General features: G+C 58.9%; 13 protein-coding genes. 9 read left to right on the top strand and 4 right to left on the bottom strand.

Annotated features, from left to right (window positions below):
- Positions 1-2: 2 nt before the first annotated feature.
- Positions 3-1,145, bottom strand: coding sequence for a thiolase family protein (locus RBH20_RS19055; protein WP_306711629.1), 1,143 nt, complete (start codon positions 1,143-1,145; stop codon positions 3-5).
- 98 nt (positions 1,146-1,243) lie between these two features.
- Here RBH20_RS19055 and RBH20_RS19050 point away from each other — a divergent pair, with 98 nt between their 5' ends.
- Together RBH20_RS19050 and RBH20_RS19045 are read left to right on the top strand one after the other, a co-directional pair.
- The gene (locus RBH20_RS19050) at positions 1,244-2,128 is read left to right on the top strand and encodes a 3-hydroxyacyl-CoA dehydrogenase family protein (RefSeq protein WP_306711627.1); all 885 of its coding nucleotides are present in this window, start codon (positions 1,244-1,246) and stop codon (positions 2,126-2,128) included.
- Positions 2,125-2,925, top strand: a complete 801-nt coding sequence (locus tag RBH20_RS19045) for an enoyl-CoA hydratase/isomerase family protein (protein ID WP_306711625.1) — start codon at positions 2,125-2,127, stop codon at positions 2,923-2,925. Before RBH20_RS19050 ends, RBH20_RS19045 begins: the two co-directional genes overlap by 4 nt.
- Before the next feature lie 105 nt (positions 2,926-3,030).
- On the opposite strand, the gene RBH20_RS19040 is transcribed toward RBH20_RS19045, so the two are convergent.
- Positions 3,031-3,801, bottom strand: coding sequence for an IclR family transcriptional regulator (locus RBH20_RS19040; RefSeq protein ID WP_306711623.1), 771 nt, complete (start codon positions 3,799-3,801; stop codon positions 3,031-3,033).
- Between the two features lie 112 nt (positions 3,802-3,913).
- Between RBH20_RS19040 and RBH20_RS19035 the strand changes: the two genes are divergently transcribed.
- Positions 3,914-4,240 (top strand): EthD domain-containing protein, encoded by a 327-nt coding sequence (locus RBH20_RS19035; protein WP_306711621.1) that lies wholly within the window; start codon positions 3,914-3,916, stop codon positions 4,238-4,240.
- A 58-nt stretch (positions 4,241-4,298) separates the two neighbouring features.
- Here RBH20_RS19035 and RBH20_RS19030 read toward each other — a convergent pair whose 3' ends face one another.
- Positions 4,299-4,769, bottom strand: coding sequence for a VOC family protein (locus RBH20_RS19030; RefSeq protein WP_306711620.1), 471 nt, complete (start codon positions 4,767-4,769; stop codon positions 4,299-4,301).
- Positions 4,770-4,982: 213 nt separating this feature from the next.
- On the opposite strand from RBH20_RS19030, the gene paaK reads away from it, so the two are divergent.
- From paaK to RBH20_RS19000, 6 genes are all read left to right on the top strand, one after another.
- Positions 4,983-6,269, top strand: a complete 1,287-nt coding sequence (gene paaK / locus RBH20_RS19025; protein ID WP_306711618.1) for a phenylacetate--CoA ligase PaaK — start codon at positions 4,983-4,985, stop codon at positions 6,267-6,269.
- Between the two features lie 210 nt (positions 6,270-6,479).
- On the top strand, positions 6,480-9,329 hold the full coding sequence (locus RBH20_RS19020; protein ID WP_306711615.1) for a penicillin acylase family protein: 2,850 nt from the start codon (positions 6,480-6,482) through the stop codon (positions 9,327-9,329).
- A gap of 129 nt (positions 9,330-9,458) precedes the next feature.
- Entirely contained in the window at positions 9,459-10,706 is a 1,248-nt protein-coding gene (locus RBH20_RS19015; protein ID WP_306711613.1) for an ABC transporter substrate-binding protein, read from the top strand.
- An 8-nt stretch (positions 10,707-10,714) separates the two neighbouring features.
- A complete protein-coding gene (locus RBH20_RS19010) occupies positions 10,715-12,739 on the top strand; it encodes an ABC transporter permease (protein WP_306711611.1) in 2,025 nt (674 codons plus the stop codon).
- The gene (locus RBH20_RS19005) at positions 12,732-13,496 is read left to right on the top strand and encodes an ABC transporter ATP-binding protein (RefSeq protein WP_306711609.1); all 765 of its coding nucleotides are present in this window, start codon (positions 12,732-12,734) and stop codon (positions 13,494-13,496) included. The genes RBH20_RS19010 and RBH20_RS19005 overlap by 8 nt, the downstream gene beginning before the upstream one ends.
- Positions 13,493-14,215, top strand: a complete 723-nt coding sequence (locus RBH20_RS19000) for an ABC transporter ATP-binding protein (RefSeq protein ID WP_306711607.1) — start codon at positions 13,493-13,495, stop codon at positions 14,213-14,215. The genes RBH20_RS19005 and RBH20_RS19000 overlap by 4 nt, the downstream gene beginning before the upstream one ends.
- A gap of 259 nt (positions 14,216-14,474) precedes the next feature.
- Here RBH20_RS19000 and RBH20_RS18995 read toward each other — a convergent pair whose 3' ends face one another.
- Positions 14,475-15,227, bottom strand: coding sequence for an IclR family transcriptional regulator (locus RBH20_RS18995; protein WP_306711605.1), 753 nt, complete (start codon positions 15,225-15,227; stop codon positions 14,475-14,477).
- Positions 15,228-15,701: the final 474 nt, after the last annotated feature.

Below are 15,701 nucleotides of genomic sequence, written 5' to 3'. Positions count from 1 at the left end.
TGTCAGTCACGTTCGAACACAACCGCGACACCCTGACCGAAACCGACGCACATCGTCGCCAGTCCATGCGTCGCGTCCTGCCGTCGCATCTCGTGCAGTAACGTTGTGGTGATTCGTGCTCCCGAACACCCAAGGGGATGTCCTAACGCGATAGCCCCGCCGTTGACGTTGAGCCGTTCGGCCGGAATCCCCAGTTCGCGCTTGCAGTGAAGACTCTGCGCGGCAAAGGCCTCGTTGAGTTCCACGAGATCGATATCGTCGATTGTCAGGCCGGCGTCGTCCAGTGCAGCACGCGTTGCCGGAATCGGCCCCCGCCCCATTACCAACGGATCGACACCGGCGACAGACCGCGTCTCGACCCGGCCGAGGACATCGAGATCATGTTGGTCTGCGTACGCCGCCGAAGTGACGAGCATCCCAGCAGCCCCGTCAGTCAGCGGCGATGCGTTCCCCGGCGTGACCGTCGCCGCCTCGTCGTCGCGGAACACCGTTGGGAGTTCGTTCAACTGCTCGACTGACGTATCTGCCCGTGGCGTATTGTCGGTCTCTATCGCTGTCTCGTCGGTGTGGACTGGCACGGTCTCTGCATCGAACCGCCCGCTTTCCATGGCAGCGACCGCACGCTCGTGTGACCGCAGCGCGAACTCGTCCTGGGCGTTACGGCTGATATCGTGATCCCGTGCGATGGTTTCGGCCGTTTGCCCCATCGGCAGCCTGTCGGGGTCGTACCGCTGTTCGATAGCGGGATGCAGCCAGTCGGAGAAGGGGACGGTGCTCATGTGTTCGACGCCGGCGACCGGATACACTGCACCGTCGCCCGCCTCGATGGCGCGAGCGGCGTCAACGAGTGTTGTCAGTGACGAGCCACACAGCCGGGTCGTTGTCGCTCCGGGCACCGTCTCGGGGAACCCGCCGGCGAGTATCGACTGCCGGGCGAGGTTTCGTCCCTGCTCTGCCTCCTGATTTGCACACCCGAGCCGGAAGTCGTCCCACTCAATCGCTGGGACACCGGTCCGATCAACAAGTGCAGTGAGCACAGTGGTGACGAGGTCTTCGGGATGTGTCTCAGCCAGTGCGCCATCCTTCGGTGCCTGTGGCGTTCGTACGGCGTCGACAACAACGGCTTGCGAGTCGGAAGTGGTCATCCTCACCGACTTCTATCGTAGCCGCTATATTAAATGCAGGCCACACCGCGGTGAGACGCAAGCAACGTTTTTATCCTTCGCTACTGTGCTGAGAAATGATGCACGTAGCTATCCTAGGCGCCGGTACCATGGGCCACGGTATCGCTCAGGTGTCGGCAATGGCCGGTCACGATGTCTCTCTCCGTGATATCGAGGCGGATATCGTCGACGACGGCCTGGCCGCCATCGAGTCGAATCTGGAGGAGGGTATCGCCCGGGAGAAAGTGACCGAATCCACGGCCGAGGCAACCCTGGACCGCCTGACCGGAACGACATCGCTGGAGGAGGCCGTGACCGGGGCAGACCTCGTTGTGGAAGCAGTCCCCGAAAACATGGAGATCAAACACGAGACGCTCACTGCGGTCGAATCCCACGTCGACCCGGCAACGCTTATTGCGTCAAACACTTCCTCGCTATCACTGACTGAGATTGCGAGCGTCCTCGACTCTCCTGAACGAGCTATCGGCCTCCACTTCTTCAATCCGGTACACATCATGGCACTCGTCGAGATCGTCGTCGCGGAACAGACGAGTGCCGAGACGGTTTCGCGTGCCCGGGAGTTCGTGAACGGGATCGACAAGACACCGGTAGAGGTGGCCGATGCGCCGGGCTTTGCCTCCTCCCGTCTTGGCGTCTCGCTGGGCGTCGAAGCGATGCGGATGGTGCAAGAGGGCGTTGCAACACCGCAGGACATCGATGCTGCGATGGAACTCGGCTACAATCACCCGATGGGACCGATCGAACTCGGTGACGTCGTCGGTCTCGACGTCCGACTCGACATCCTCGAATACCTGCGGGAGGAACTCGGTGAACGGTTCCGCCCGCCACAGATCCTGAAACGGAAGGTCCGAGCCGGGAAGCTCGGCAAGAAATCCGGCGAGGGATTCTACGTCTGGGAGGACGGAGACATCGTCGGCACCAGCGGCGATTGGGGGGACGCATGACGGACCTCGCTGACGCCGCGGCGGACTGTGAAACGGTTTCGGTGAGTGTCGGGGACCGCGTGGAGAACGTCGCCACCGTCGAGTTGCACCGCCCGGAGGCTCGAAACGCGCTCAACGCCCAGTTGCGGTCAGAGTTCAAACAGGTCTTCGACGCAATCCCGGACAGCGACGTTCGCGCCATCGTGTTGACTGGCGCGGCAGACACGGGCGCATTCGTTGCGGGTGCGGACGTGACAGAACTCCGCGAGCGGGATATGCTAGAGCAACGGGAGGCGAGTAAGCGACCACGGGTCTACGAATACGTCGACGAGTGCCCGATGCCGGTCATCGCCCGTATCAACGGGCACGCCCTCGGCGGCGGCTGTGAACTGATTCAGGCGGCTGATATTCGGATCGCGCATACCGATGCGAAGTTCGGCCAGCCGGAAATCAACCTCGGCATCATGCCCGGTGGTGGCGGAACACAGCGACTGCCGCGTCTGGTCGGTGAGGGCCACGCAATGCGGCTTATCCTCACTGGCGAACTCATAGACGCGACGGAGGCCGCCGATATCGGCCTCGTTGACGAGGTCCACGATGACGATTCCTTCGATGAGCGGGTGTACGACATCGCGTCGTCGATTGCAGAAAAAAGCCCAGCGGCGCTCGAACTCGCGAAGAAATCAGTCCGTGCCAGCTCCCGAATGGACCTCGAAGCCGGCATCGAGTACGAAGCTGAACTGTTCGCAACTGGTGACAAGGACGAAGGGATCGACGCGTTCCTCGAAGACAGAGAGCCGGAGTGGGCCAGCGAGTGACCTCACCTCGTCCCCAGAACGGGGGACCCCGTTCGGGCGCAGCCACACTCGGGGAAGTACACCTCGAAAACTGCCCGTTGCTCCGCTAGAACTGCGCTGGCGGCCTCATGGGTGGGCCATATTGATGCCGATCTCGTTGACAACACCCAGTAACAGCGTCGGTAGTTCGTCTCGGAGAATGGAGCCCTCAAGACGGCTCGCCGGACCGGAAACACTGATCGCCCCGATGGCAATGTCGTTTTCGTCTGTTATCGGCGCTCCGACCGCATGCAGACCCTCCACAGACTCCTCAAAGTTGAACGCGTATCCGCGGTCGCGTATCGTCTCGATTTCCTCCCAGAGTTCGTCTCTTTCGGTGATTGTCTGTGGCGTCTGGCCGGGCAAGCCGTGCCTGTCGATGGTCTCTGTGATCTGGCTATCGGGAAGGTGTGCCAATATTGCCTTCCCCGCGGCGTGCTGGTGGAGATAGTTCCGATGGCCAACCCGGGCGTACGTCTGCACCGAGTGTTTGCCCTGCGCGCCGTAGATGTGGACGCTCCGGCCGTGTTCTTCAACGGCACACCAGATTTTTTCCTCGGTTTCCTCCGCGAGTTCGTCGACCCGTGGCTTCGCCTCGTCGTAGAGCCGGTATTTGTTCCGTGCCACTTCGCCATAGTCCAGAAAGCGAATACCGAGCTGATACTCGTTGTCGTCCTCGATGAGGAGACTGTTTGCTGCGAGCGTCTTCAGGTATCTGTGTGTCGTACTCTTCGCACAGTCGAGGTGGTCTGTCATTTCTGACACCGTGGCCGTGTCGTTTTCCTTGAGATACTCCATGATCTCGATTGCTCTCTCGATCGTTCCGACCGGCCTGTTGACAGCGGGCGGGATTGCCATACGTACACACATGACTAATCGGCTTACAAGTGTTTTGTTCGAGTAGCTTGAATCTGTGGCGGCCCTGTCAGACCGGTAGGTAAAAACCAACCCGTGACAATATGGTGTACGTATGACAAAAATCGTTGATTTGCTCATCCGGAGAGACGGTTACACGCATGAGGAGTTCGCTGACCGATGGCAAGGCGACCACTCGGAGCTAGCGAAGGATCTGCCGGGACTGCAACGCTACGTGACATCCGTACCAACGGACCCGGAGCGCGCAGCCTACGACGGTGTGCTTGAGCTATATTTCGAGGACATGGACGCACTCAGCGACGCGTTCGATTCAGACCTTGCCGAGACGGTCCAGGCCGACGCGGCTGAGTTTATCGATCTGGAGGCCGGCCCCCGGCTTATCGTCGAGGAAACGGTCCAGCTCGACGAAAGAGACGACTGATAGCGATCCGCCTGTTTTACCGATCGACGCGTTTTCCGAGAGCGAACCGCTGCAGATATCAGCCGTCAAGTCGGCTTCCATCGACGTAGAGCTTCCCAGTAGGTGGCCGATCACCCTCGTAGCTGTCGTGATACTCGAACAGTTGAAAGAGCGCCCCGGTCGGGTTCGATGGCGGCACAAACGCCTCGGTCCAGTCCTGATACTCGCGGTATTCGACGACGCTGTAGCCGTTGCGCTCCAGTACTGCTTTCACTGCGTCGACAGCAGCCACTTCGAGCGTGACGTGGTGTAGGCCCGGACCGTGGTTGTCGAGATACGACGTGAGGAACGTGTCCGATGCCTCCGGTGCGATGAGTTCTAGCCGCGACGCGTCCCGATTGAAGTCGTACTGCGCCCAGCGAAACTGCCCCTCGACAGACTCCTCAATGAGTTTCCGACAGCCGAGTGCGAACAGGAACGGTTCAGCGTCGCCGATGTCCTCGACAGCGATTCCGATGTGATCGACGCGGATCGGCGTCTCCTGAGACATGGCGAGGACTGCGGCAGGCTCCCAATTATATGCTTGGGTCGGGAGTATGGGCCGTTAGTACGGCTTCATCCGTGGCCGCCCTCGTAGTGGCGGAAAGTGCTATCGAACTGTAAGCCAGCCCTCAGCCGCTCTGTTCTGTGCGGTCACCATACCGCCAGTCATCTGCGCTGGTGGTCCCCGAACTTTTTCCGGTGCTAGTCGAAGCGGCTGCGTATGTACCACAGTAACGAGTGTCTCGACCGCGCCGAGCTTGGGAGCGTGCAGAGCGAGCGGCTCCAGTCAATCGTGAACTATGCATACGAGAACGTGCCGTTCTACCGAGACCGATTCGATGCCGCGGGGGTCTCTCCGACGGATATTGACGGGATTGCCGACATCAGTTCACTACCGATGACAACCAAGGAGGACTTCGAAGACCACTATCCAGACGGACTCTTCGCCGTTGACGACGACGAGGTCAGCCGTTTTCACGCCTCCTCCGGCACGACCGGGAAGCCCAAGATCGTCTCCTACACCGATGCTGATCTGGAGTTGTGGGGCAAGACGATGGCGCGGTCGCTGTCGGCTGCTGGTGTGGGGCCCGACGATACGATTCAGAATGCCTACGGCTATGGCTTGTTCACCGGTGGGATGGGCTTTCATGAAGGCGCTGAAGAACTCGGAGCAACCGTCGTCCCGACCAGCAGTGGCGGCACGCAGCGGCAGGTCGAACTCGCCGCTGACCTCGACAGCGACGTACTTGGCTGTACCCCGTCATACGCACTGTACCTCGCCGAAACGGCCGAGGAAATGGGATATGACCCGCAGGCGCTTCCGATTTCAGTTGTCACCTACGGCGCTGAGACGTGTACCGAGCCGATGCGAACGGAAATCGAGACCGCACTGGACGCCACCGGGATCAACAATTACGGGCTCTCAGAGATTATCGGCCCCGGTGTTGCTGCGGAATGCCACGAAGCGCAGGACGGACTCCATATCTGGGAAGACCACTTCTACCCGGAGGTTATCGATCCACGCACGAAAGAGCCACTGGAAGAGGGCAAAGAGGGAGAACTCGTTCTCACAACGCTTACCAAGCAGGCACAGCCGGTGATACGATACCGAACAGGTGATCTGACGACACTAAATTACGACGAGTGTACGTGCGGGCGGACGATGGTACGGATGGACAACGTCACTGGTCGGACCGACGACCTTCTGATTGTCCGCGGTGTGAACCTCTATCCCAGTGAAATCGAACACGCTGTGCTTGACATCGATGGCGTCGCGCCATACTACCGGATCGACCTCTATGAGGAGGACAATCTCGACGTCATGGAACTCACTGTTGAGCGAGCCGAAGCGTCCAGCAAAGACCACAGCGAACTCCGTGACGACGTTCTGTCTCGCCTGCAATCCGTGCTTTCGTTCACTCCAGACCAGCTTGATCTCGTCGACCCCGGGACTGTTGAGCGAACCGAAGTCGGCAAGATACAGCGCGTATACGACCATCGCAACTGAGTGGCAGTTGCCGACAGCTGTCGTCTCGGTCACCCATTGCTACGGTATTTTGATACAGTCATTGGGAGAATAGCAGCCGCTGAGCGACTTGGTCCAGCGCGCCACTGGGTCGTGAAGCGGAAATCGATACCAGAACTGGAGAGCCGTGCCGTCGGTGTGGGCAGAAATGTCCCCAAATATTTATTAAATATCCAGACTGTCAATTACGGGATGCCAGCACAGCACCAGCAATCGTGGCAGCACCTCTCGCGACGAACGCTTCTGAAGACAGGCGCGGCGGTTACCGGCATGACCGGTATCGGAGCCGTCGAGACGGAGTTGGCGTACGCACAGGAAGACGATGCCACGGTCACGATACGACGAGACGACTACGGCGTCCCACACATCTACGCCCGCGACGCTGACAGCCGCGCGCCGGTGTTCTACGGGTTCGGATACGCGACCGCGGCAGACCGGCTCTATCAGCTAGAACTGTACCGGCGGTACTATCACGGGACTGTCGCGGCGGTTCTCGGTTCAGGTGAGGGGGACACCGACTGGGTCCAGTTCGATATGGAGGCGCGGCGTAACACCGCCGGCGAGCCGTCACTCGACGAGCAGGCCGCTGAACAGTTGACGGCGGATCAGCGAGCGGTCCTGCAGGCGTTTACAGACGGTATCAACCGGTACATTACCGAAGTTCGTGACAGCGAGGAACTGGAATTCCATCAGGCATTTCAGGAGCACGGGTTCGAGCCTGAGGAGTTTACCACGACGGACGCCGCTGGGATGTTCGTCGCCAGTATGGCGTATTTCAGTGGCTTCCAGTTGGAGACGCTCGGTGCAACTGTTCTCGACGCACTCACGCAGGAAACCGGTAGCGAACAGCGTGCGATGGCGCTATTCGAGGACTTGCAGTGGGGCGACGACCCCGGCTGCCCGACCTCGACGGTCCAGTCATCGGATACCTACTCCCCTCCCTACACTGACGTGGGCGCAGGGCCAACACCCAACGTGGCTGGGGGCGAGCAGACAGACAGGGTAACGCGCGGGGCCAGCGGTCCGTCTGTGACACCGAGTAACCTGGTAACTGGCGGGGACTACACACCGCCAACTGACGCCGAAGGGATGCATGAAGGGGAGATAGAGCGGATGCGAACGCTCGCGTCCGGACTCGACAGCCTTGGCCTCCCGATCAAGTACGGCAGCAACGCTCTTGCTGTCCAGGGTGATATCACGGCCAGTGGCGATGCGCTACTGATGGGCGGACCGCAGATGGGGTTCAACACACCCTCGATAATGTACGAGGCGAGCCTGCATGGCCCGGATTTCGATGTCGCCGGTGTCACTGTTACGGGATACCCGTTCATCATGTTCGGCCACAATCGTAACGGGGCAATGACATCGACTGCTGGAATCGACAACTGCATCCAGATGTTCACGGAGTCGATCACGACCAACTCGTCCGGTCCGGACACGTACACCTTCCAGGGCGAGGAGTACGAGGTTGAGACGGCCGAGCAGACAATCACTGTCGCCGATGGCGAGGACGTGACGTACACTGAACGGTTCACACGCCACGGCGTTGTGACCCAGTGGGACCCCGACAACGGGGAAGCACTGGCACAGACGAAGTCATACGCCGGTCGGCACATGAACTGCTGGCGGGCCTTCTACGAGTGTCAGTTCGCAACGGATGCCGAGGAGTTCCGGGAGTCAGCAAAACGCTGTGACTACGCACTGAACTTCATGTGGGCCGACAAGGACGGTGACATCGCCTATGTGCATCTGGGTCGGTACCCGGATAGCGAAGCAGTCGACTGGGATACTCGGTTGCCAGCCGATGGAACACAATACGAACTCACATCGTCGGACTACCTTCGCGCGGCAGACGGTGATGTGCCCTATGCGATCAACCCCGACCCGGGATACTCAGCACAGTGGAACAACAAACCCGCGCCTGCGTGGAACAACGGCGATCTGAGCTATTCGTGGTCGACCGACCACCGCGTACAGCGGATCATCAATCTGGTCGAACAGCGGTTAGCACAGGAGGAGACAGTCGAATACGACTTCTTGAAGACTGTTATCTACGATATCTCCTTTACCGACCTGCGCTCGATTCGGTACAGAGACCACCTGCTTGATGCGCTTGCGGACGCAGACCTCTCCGATACCGAACAGCAAGCGCGCGACGAACTGGCCTCGTGGGACCACTTTGCACAGGCTGACGGCGAAGACAACGAAGGACGCCACTCTGCCGGATACACCATCTGGGACGCGACGTTCCCGTACATTCTGGAGGAGGTTTTCAGCGAGACGTTCGGGAGCGCCTACGGCCCGGCATCGTACTTCCTCGGCTACGACTACGGTCGCGGCACCCTGATGCGGGTCCTCAATCCGGCGGAGACAGCACTGGCAACGCAGGCCGAGTATGCCGATGGAGATGTCACGAACGCCCTGGTCAGCGCGTTCCAAACCGCCGTGAACGAACTCGCCGAGCAATACGACGGTGAACCGGCAAGCTGGCGGCGTGAGGCGGCCCTGCACGAGTTCGATAACCTCGCGCTGTTCGGGATGCCTATCGGCGTCACGTCCGCTGGGAACACGGCGCTGATGAACCGCGGGACTGAGAACCACATCGTCCGGCTCAGCGACGACCCGAAGGCAGAGAACATCCTTCCGCCCGGAAACGACGGCTATGTCGCTCCAGACGGCACTACTGGCGAGCATTACGATGACCAGCTGGCGATGTTCGAGAATTTCGAGTACAAACAGCTGTTGTTCGCCGATGCAGATATCGAGTCCGCTACAGCCGAGACTCGAGCGCTGTCGATGCCAGCAAATCCAGCTGGCGCCGCTATCGGTGACACGCCGACGAGTGACGGCACTGAGACAGACGAGAGTACTGTGGCGAGCGGCGCGACAACGACCGAAGAAACAGCGAGCGCGGACACAGCGACGGAAGCGAACACCGGGACTGAGGCCAGTGGGCCCGGCTTCACGACACTGACTGGAGTGACCGCAGTACTCGGGACTGCGCTGGCGTGGCTGTACAGGCAGGACGACAACACTAGCTAGATCACTGCGGTGGTGGGAGCGTAAGCGAGAGGACGCGATAGCGCCCTACTGAACGCAGCGAACAGCGTGAGACGCGCCGACAGGGGGCAAGGCTTTAATACGATTTGCTTAACAATAGATAATGAACCTATGTCGAACGAAGGTACCTCACCAGACAGTACTGTGGGAATCGACCGGTCACGGAGACAGTTCATCGCCGCTGCCGGGGCGGTCGGCGCGCTTGGCCTCGCTGGCTGTCAAGGCGGGTCAACAGGCGGCGAGGAGGCAGTAACTGTTGCGAGCCTGAACCCAATGACTGGCCCGTACAGCTCTCTCGGACCGGGCCAGCGCACTGGGGCTGAACTCGCTGTGACGGAGATAAACAACAACGACGACTACGACTTCGAGTTCGAGTTGGTGACGGGCGACACAGAAACCGAAGCTGGGGCCGCACAGTCAGAGGCTCAGCGTGTTGTTCAGGAGGATGGAGCAGAGTTCGTGTTCGGTGCGATTTCCAGTTCGGTTGCGCTTGGGCTGAATGACTTTGCCGCTCAGTCTGAGCATATCTACTTCCCCGGCGGTGCAGCGGTTCCGATCACCGGGTCTGCCTGCAACGAATGGGTGTTCCGTTTTGAGACGAATACTGCACAGATTGCCGAGGCGATATCGGCATACTCGGTCAACAATCTGGGGACCAATGTCTGGTTCCACTACGCGGACTACGCGTACGGCGACTCGGTGTACAACCGCACGAGCAGGCGCATGGAGAATGCCAGCGACGACTACACCGAGGTCGGAACATCAACGTCGGAGCTGGGTGCAAGCAACTACGGCTCGTTCATCACGCAGATCAGCAATTCCGAGGCTGACGTGGTCATGCTGGGGATGACCGGCGGTGATCTGGTGAACTTCACCAACCAGGCCGCGGACCAGGGCCTCACCGACCAGGTCGCTGTTGTCGGTCCGACCCAGACGTTCCAGAGTGTCCGTGCCGGGACCGGGTCGAACAGCGTTGGTACATTCGGTGGCGCTCGGTACGACCCCTCGATCGAGATGGGGGACAATCAGGCATTCGTTGAGGCCTACGCCAGCGAGAACGACAGAGAGCCCGGCAACTTTGCCCGCGTCGGCTACGACTCGATGCGACTGATGGCCAAGGGAATGCACGAGGCCGGGAGTACCGAACCGGGGGATGTCCGGGACGCACTCGAAGGTGGCACGTTCACGACAGTACTGGGGGACATCACGCTTCGGGAGAGCGATCACCAGGCCACCAATCCGACGTGGATGGCCGAACTCGTCGAGGGCGATAGTGATTCAGCGGATGTCGAACTCCTTGAGCAGGTCCCGGGTTCGGAGACGCTGCCACCAGCCAGTGACCTCGGCTGTGAGATGTAGGTAGTACAATGGTTGCTGCCGATTTCATTGAACAACTGCTGAATGGCCTCACCCTGGGGATGGTTTATGTCCTGTTAGCCGCCGGACTATCAGTCATCTTCGGCGTGATGGACGTGATCAACTTCTCCCATGGCGAGCTGTTCGCACTCGGTGCGTATCTCTCTTTGAGCATCATTGCGCCGTTCGGTGCGGGGACTGGGTTCTGGATCGCGATAGTGGTTGCACCGGTCGTCGTCGGTCTCATCGGTGCCGCTATCGAGCGAACGACTGTCCGGCCACTGTATGGCCGAGACCCGCTATATCATATTCTCCTGACGTTCGGGCTCGTGCTCGTCATCAATGACGTGATCCGTCTTATCTGGGGGACACAGCAACGACAGCTAGCTGTCCCTGAGTATCTGAGCCAGCCAGTGTCTATACTGGGCGTCCAGGTATCCGTGTATAATTATTTCATGATCGTCTTCGCAGCGTTGCTCGCGGTAGTGACGTGGTACCTGCTGAACCGGACAAAGTACGGGATGATCATCCGTGCCGGGTCGCAGGACCGCGAGATGGTTCGGAACGTCGGCATTGACATCGACCAGTATTACACGCTGGTCTTTGGCGTCGGTGCAGCGCTCGCCGCCGTCGCCGGGATTGTCCTTGGCGGCTACCAGAACGTGAACACTGGTATGGGGAACAGCGTCATCATTCCAGCATTCGTTGTCGTCGTCCTCGGTGGCCTCGGTAGCTTCAGAGGGGCTGTCTTCGGCGGATTGCTCGTCGGTGTCGTCCAGACGCTGATGCGGGCCTACAGTGGGAGTGTTCTGGCCACGTTTGGTGACACGACACTGAGCGTCCCCAATCTGGAAGGGTTGACCGTGTACCTGCTTATGATTGCGGTGTTGCTGGTGAAACCACAAGGGCTGTTTGGAACGCGGGGTGAAGAGTCAGAAGGTGAAGGCGAGATTCTCGTCGGCGGGTACGGCGGGATACTGGCAGACAGCACACGGGTACGGCTCGGTGGTATCGCCGTCGTCGCGCTTGCAGTTGCGCCAGTCGCGATTCTGTTCATGGGCGATCAGTACTACCTTGTCGTGCTTAATGAGATCCTCATCTGGGCCATCTTCGCACTGAGTCTGGATATCGTGATGGGGTACGCCGGACTGGTCCCGCTCGGCCACACGATGTTCTACGGCGTTGGCGCATACACCGCTGCGCTCGTCATGTTGCACTACTCACAGTCTGTTTTTGTCGTGTTACTCGGGGCTATTCTCATCTGTGCCGTCCTAGCCTGGATCGTCGGAAGCCTCTCTATTCGCGTTTCCGGCGTGTACTTCGCGATGATTACGCTGGCGTTTGCGGAGTTGCTCTACAGCGCTGTGTTCAAGTTCGACTTCACTGGCGGGAGCGACGGCCTGCTCGGCTTCGAGGCGTTCCTCGGACTCGGTAGTATCGGGGCGTCACTCTCGAACATCGAGTTCGGGGTCCTCGGGTATGAAGTCGGACAGCAGTTCGTGTTCTACTATCTCGCCCTGTTCATTGCCGTGCTCTCGCTCCTGTTCGCTCGGCGCATGATGAACGCGCCGTTTGGCAGTGTCCTGCAGTCGATCCGGGAAAGCGAAGAGCGAGCGGAGTTCATCGGGTACGACGTCAACAGATACAAGCGCCGAGCGTTTGTCATCAGCGGCGGTATGGCCGGACTGGCCGGCGGACTCCTCGCCATCAGTCCGTCAACTGTCATCATCTCACCGGACCAGACACTCAACTGGATCCACTCAGGCGAGGTCATTGTCATTGCGCTGTTCGGTGGGATGGGAACACTGTACGGTCCCATGATCGGCTCCGGTGTCTTCTTCGGCGCCGAGGAATTCCTCTCGTCGTACACCGACCAGTGGCGGCTTATTATCGGGACGATGTTTATCCTGTTCGTGCTGTTCGTCCCACGCGGTATCGTATCAATTCCGTCCCTCGTGGCACAGCGACTGGAGACGGCCAACAACGCGGATGGTACCGTAGATATGGATGAACCGGAGGTGAGAAGCGATGACTGAGACTGTACTCGAAACGGACGGACTGACGAAGCGGTTCGGCAAGCTCACCGCCGTTGACGACGTTTCACTGTCGGTTGCGGATGGTGAGTTCAGGAGCGTTATCGGGCCAAACGGGGCCGGAAAGACAACGACGTTTAATCTCATCACTGGCGCGCTATCGCCGTCAGAAGGCGTTGTGCGGTTCAAGGGTGAGGATATTACTAACGTCGCACCACACGAACGGGTCGGCCGGGGACTGGGACGGTCGTTCCAGATTACGAATGTTTTCGGCGGCCTCACCGTCAGAGAAAACGTGCGTCTGGCAGCACAGTCCGTCCACAGTGACGAGATCAATCCCGGCGAGGCACTGTTCCGTGACAAGAACGGCTTCGATGAAATTACGGAGCAAACTGGGACAGTGCTGGAGCAGATCGGTCTTCGAGACCGGGCTGACGAGCACGCAGAGGCTCTTGCGTACGGCGACCAGCGCCGACTCGAGCTGGGTCTCGTACTGGCGACAGACCCCGATCTCGTCATGCTCGACGAACCAACCGCCGGAATGAGTAGCGAGGAGACACAGGCCACGATGAATCTTATCGATGAGGTTCTCTCAGACCGGTCGCTGATGCTCATTGAACACGATATCGACCTTGTGATGCGTGTCTCGGACCGGATTACTGTCCTGACCCGCGGCGAAGAACTCGCAAGCGGGACTCCTGAAGAGATCGCAAACAACGAGGACGTCCGCGATGCGTACCTCGGTGGTGTTCGAGAATGACTGACCCGCTACTTTCTCTCGAGGATGTCCGGGCCGGGTACGGGATGACTGAGGTACTGCAGGGCGTCTCGATGGACGTCGAACGCGGAAGCGTTGTGTCGCTGGTCGGGCGCAACGGGGTCGGCAAGACAACGACGCTCCGGTCGATTGTGGGCAACATCACCCCGAACGGAGGGTCAATAACGTTCAACGGCGAGGATATCACGACACGCAACTCCGAGACGACGATCCGGCGCGGTATCGGGTTCGTTCCTGAAGAGCGCCGGATCTTCCCCGAACTCACCGTTCGGGAGAACATCAGAATGGGTGAGATTGGTGCCGAGTCGCCTGACGGGCCATCAGTCGACGATGTACTGGATATGTTCGAGAACCTCGCAGAGCGAGAACACAGAGATGGGTCGGTCCTTTCGGGTGGCGAACAGCAGATGCTTGCGGTCGGTCGTGCCCTGACTGCTGACCCGGATCTGTTGTTGCTTGACGAACCGACCGAAGGGCTTGCTCCCTATGTCGTCCGGCAGATAGAGGACCTCATCCTCGAATTGAACGAGCAAGGTATCACAGTGCTGGTCGTCGAGCAGAACATCCCGGTTGCACTCGAGGTCTCGGAGTATACGTACATCCTGGAAAAAGGCAAAATCGTCCACGAGGGAACTGCGGCGGAGATCCAAGACGACAAGGACGTACTCGACAGACACCTCGGCGTCGGTGTCACTGACTGATCTAGGCGACAATCAGCAGACATCGATCCAATCTCTGGTCATTAGCTCACATGGCGTAGGGGTCTGCTTGACACAAGTCCGACCACCCATCGCTTGAGTTCCATGCACGATCGGGAGCGGTTAAATAGTTGTGAACATATCTCACGGATCGTTCTATTCTCTTGAATGGGGGAGACTGTTGTGTCAGCGCCTTGCTGGGCGGGGAACAAACGGCCTCACGGAGAGATAGCCCAAATCAGTAGTGTTCGAGTCAGTAGAACTATTGATAGGATAGATTTACCTGTAGCTCGCCGGAGATTCCACGGATGAGGTCGGTCAGTTCGTTCTCGATGCGTTCCGAGTCTAGCCTGTTCGCCGGCCCCGAGACACTGATAGCACCGTACGTGTTGCCGGCGTTGTCTACCAGCGGTGCACCGACACCGGCTACGCCTTCGAGGAACTGGTCAATGCCGTAGGCAACCCCGCGGTCCTGAATCTCGTCAAGTTCCGCTTCGAGTTCCTGCCGATTTCGACCGTCTGGAAGGGGGTAGTCGTAGCCGTCAACGATTGATTGCCGTCGGTGTTTCGGCAATACTGAGAGAATTGCCATTCCACCAGCCAGCCTGTACAGTTCGGTGTACTGGCCGATTTGTGAGTTTGTCTGAATCGCCCGACTGCCGAGTGATTTCGCCAGGAAGACTGCCTTGCCGTTCTCTTCGACGATCCACCACGCTTTTTCATCAGTTTCGTCGGCTATCTCGTTCAGTTTTGGAGCGACTTCCTGATACATTTCCTGTCGCTCGCGGACTTTCATCCCAATATCAAGAAATCGTAAGCCCAGCCGATAGGCCTTGTTCTGGTCCTGTACGACGTAGCCTCGACTCTTGAGAGTTGAGAGATGAACGTGGACCGTGCTCTTGGGCATCCCCACCCGCTCTGCCAGTTCAGTGACGCCGAGTGCCTGCTCCGTTTTCAGTGCTTCAATAATATCGAGCACTCTTTCGGCGGACTCTATAGGGTCTTGTCCTGTCATACACGTATATTTAGCTAAGTGGTTATAAAATTATTCAACCAAATTGAACTCTGTCCAAGGACTGTTCTGCCCGGTGTATTCTCAGTGGCGTCGCGGTGACTGTACTGTGACACGGTCTCTTCGCCTCGCCGATCCACTCCACTCCCTGAATTTCCGTTCTTTCGGTCCACATGCTTGGTAACCACTGAAAAACGGAGGCGGGCAATCGTATATCGATGTCTAGTTCGACTGGTGTAGATATCGCACACTGGTACCCTTACTGCTCAATATTGCGTTCAATCTGATTGAATCTGATCTCAGTATACGAAATGCAGTGAAACCCTAGGAAAGATATCAGCGGCAACCGGGACAAATCTTGCCACCGTATCCCAATCCGCTCCGACTGGTCCTGTTCGTACTCCGCTCTCTCGCTGTACAACCGCCACTCCTTCACGTAGCAGTTTGATACTGGGTGTTACTGCACTCCACCACTAT

It is taken from the genome of Haloarcula sp. H-GB4, from assembly GCF_030848575.1.
In the GTDB taxonomy this organism is placed as follows: Archaea; Halobacteriota; Halobacteria; order Halobacteriales; family Haloarculaceae; genus Haloarcula.
Note: the sequence above shows the minus strand (reverse complement) of the source record. Positions and strands in the feature narration are given on the sequence as shown.